Below are 2,938 nucleotides of genomic sequence, written 5' to 3' on the forward strand. Positions count from 1 at the left end.
AGAAAATTTTCTTAAATAGCGGTTAATAATGTAACAACAAATTGTGAAGGTGTAGCTGATTGTAGGTTAATGCGATATCATGTCATGGCTTATGTCATGCCCGCTCATTCCTGAAGGGAAGAAGGTTGGCCAGTTATTTACTTCCTGAAGTAAAGTCTGGCGGTCGTTCCCCCAATAGAGGTGATAGTGGTCAGATTCCTTCGGAGATATAATATGATCACTGAACTGAACGTATTGTGGAAGCCCTTTTGTTTCTTCCTTCAGCTTAAATATGTATCTTACTCCTTTATTTCCTGCCTCATAGGTCAAAATCTCATAGCCATCATATATATACTGGCCTTTGGTCTCCTTTCCACCTCTGTAAAAGTTGATCGTGTCCTCCTGAATCACAATACGCTCAACATCTGTTTGATATCCAACTCGGTAGTATTCCTTATAGTCTTCAGCAGACTTCTTGCCCTCATACTCCGCCTTATGAGTAAACACTTCATCAAGTGAGCCATCCTCTAGATATGGATAGACGGATTGCCAGTCACCATCCCAATCCGAAAGAGCACGATGTTGTACTTGACTGTCTTCAAAATAACCGGCGTAAATATTATCTTTTTTTTCGTCGTGAGAGTGATTATACCCGTGTTCACTTTTTTCAACACGCTGGTCTGTTGTTTTCTCTTGAACTGTTGTTTCCTGGGACGTCTCGTTCTCAAGGTTCTTTTCCTCGGATAGATCAGTAGCCTGACATCCAACTAATAAGGTGCTGATAACTAAAAAGTTTAACCCATTCCCTAACGTTTTCTTCATAGATAACACTCCTTTTCTAAATAGTAATGGTTACGATTTAGAATTATACGTTTAGTTTTAAGGTACGTCAAGAAATAATTGGCTAGTATTTAAAATTTTAAACTCCCTTAGGATGAGGAAATAGATAAGCTTCCTAGGACTATTTATTTTGGTCAATCACATCGCTCTCTTCCCGTGGTCCATCAATAGTAAATAAAACTCAATTCCAAGCTTTAAGTAACTCAAATGTAAAGGTTTGTTTGTGGAGACGAAGGAGCTTAGCATGAACATATGTTCATGCTAAGCTCTTTTTACAAGTCATATTTAGCTCGACTATAGTAAGAACGCTTAAAAACATAGTTAGAGAATTTGTTCAAACAAAATTAAATCTTACTTTGGACATATTTATCATATGAAATATGAAAAGAATCCCTTTTTCCTTTGCCAATCTACTTTTAAAAGATTATACTTACAAAGTGATTTATTTAAAGTACTCTAATTAAAGTAGTTTATTTAAAGTGATTAGATAATGAAAGAAGGAAAAAGGTAAATGAAGTTGACACAATTTTTGAAAACAAAGGGAGCTATTGCTTCCATTTTTATGGGGATATTTTATGCAGTTGCTATGCTCGGGATTTTTCTTCCAGGGTATACAGCAATCCCAGGTAACATCGATCAACTACCAATAGCCCTAGTCAATGAGGATGCTGGTGAATATGGCTCGGTGATTGCCGACCAGTTAAAAGAAAGTTTACCATTTGAAGAGATTAAAACAGATTTGTCCAATAAGAATGCATTAGAACAGCTAGAGGAAAATGAAGTAACTCTAGTAATTCATATTCCTGAAAACTTCTCGGCAAACATGCAAAATGGAGAAGTATCATCCAGTATTGACTTCACTGTTAACGAAGCGGGAGCAACAGTTGTTTCTTCCTCCATGACTTCTATTGTCACGGAGATAAACAATCAGCTAAGCGCTCAGTTTTCTAAGCAGACTGCACAGGGAGTGTTAATGAACTTTAATGTCCCTGAGGACCAAGCTGCTGCAATGGCAGATACGATTGAAACATCTTATGTTGGAAACGTAGTAACGATCAATGACATTCCAGATGGTATGCATAACAACATGCTTCCGATGTTCTTAACAATGGCAGGTTATGTAGGGGCAATGATTGCAGCCATGCAATTAGTAGCTTCCTTCAAGGAGAGCCGCGGAAAAGCGAGCAAAACTCGTTTATTCCTTTACGTGCAATTGACTGCATTAATGATTGCTGTACTTGCAGCTCTTGCAGCAATGGGGATTACCTATCTAGTAAATGAACCAAGTGGAGATTTATTTTTAAGTCTTTTTGGTCAGCAAGTTTTAAACTATATGGTAGCATTTAACTTTACGGCAATGTTTATATTCCTTGTAGGGGAGGGCGGTATGATTCTGAACATCCCAGTCCTACTAGTACAGACCATTGCAAATGGAGCCACCATTACAAGAGACATGATGTATGGACCGTACGAGTGGGTAAGCTATATTTCTCCAATGTATTACTCTGTACAAGCATACTTTGCTAATATGTATGGAGGTATTAGCCCGGCACCTTATGTATGGGGCATGGTTGCGGTCGGTTTAGGAGCAATGCTAATAAATATGCTGCTTGTAGCCTTCGTCCATAAACCCGTTCCAATGGAAAGAGCTTCAATAAGCGAAACAAAGGAAGTTGTGAATAATACTGAAATTACTGCATGATTTTGCTACAATGAATATAATTCTTGCCAAAGGGGCTGTACTGTAATGGCAATTCAAATATATATACTGGGCAAATTAATGCAGGATAATAACTATCCATATAAGTTAAAAAAAGAGCTTTCAGAGCCAATTCCCTTAGATCAATTAGGGGGAGTGACAGAAAGTAAGCTATATTATCATTTTGAATCTTTGGTAAAACAAGGACTGATTGAACCGGTAGAAATTATTAAGGAAGAGCACCGACCCGATAAACAAGTATTTGCGATAACTAAGAAAGGTAAAGCTGCTTTACCACAAAAAATTTATCAATTATTTGAGAATACAGATACAATTAACGGGATGGTCATCGCTCTAGCAAATATAGAATATGTTGATCGCGAAAAAGTAATTGAGATACTTGAAAAGAAAATAACGCTT

Annotated in this window: 3 protein-coding genes; 2 read left to right on the forward strand and 1 reads right to left on the reverse strand. The window is 37.3% G+C overall.

What is annotated here, in order from left to right:
• Positions 1–66: 66 nt before the first annotated feature.
• Positions 67–801: a metal-binding protein ZinT gene (locus AC06OU_RS07105; protein ID WP_475854924.1), complete on the reverse strand. Its 735-nt coding sequence runs from the start codon at positions 799–801 to the stop codon at positions 67–69.
• Between the two features lie 529 nt (positions 802–1,330).
• Between AC06OU_RS07105 and AC06OU_RS07110 the strand changes: the two genes are divergently transcribed.
• Together AC06OU_RS07110 and AC06OU_RS07115 are read left to right on the forward strand one after the other, a co-directional pair.
• Positions 1,331–2,521 (forward strand): YhgE/Pip domain-containing protein, encoded by a 1,191-nt coding sequence (locus AC06OU_RS07110; protein WP_475854925.1) that lies wholly within the window; start codon positions 1,331–1,333, stop codon positions 2,519–2,521.
• 45 nt (positions 2,522–2,566) lie between these two features.
• Positions 2,567–2,938, forward strand: a 372-nt coding sequence (locus tag AC06OU_RS07115; protein WP_475854927.1) for a PadR family transcriptional regulator, incomplete at its 3' end; no start/stop codon positions are given.

It is taken from the genome of Psychrobacillus sp., from assembly GCF_056205495.1.

Bases quoted from the DNA above. Each gene is read 5' to 3' on its own strand.
- AC06OU_RS07105 (WP_475854924.1), bottom strand. From the start codon at position 801: ATGAAGAAAACGTTAGGGAATGGGTTAAACTTTTTAGTTATCAGCACC.
- AC06OU_RS07110 (WP_475854925.1), top strand. From the start codon at position 1,331: ATGAAGTTGACACAATTTTTGAAAACAAAGGGAGCTATTGCTTCCATT.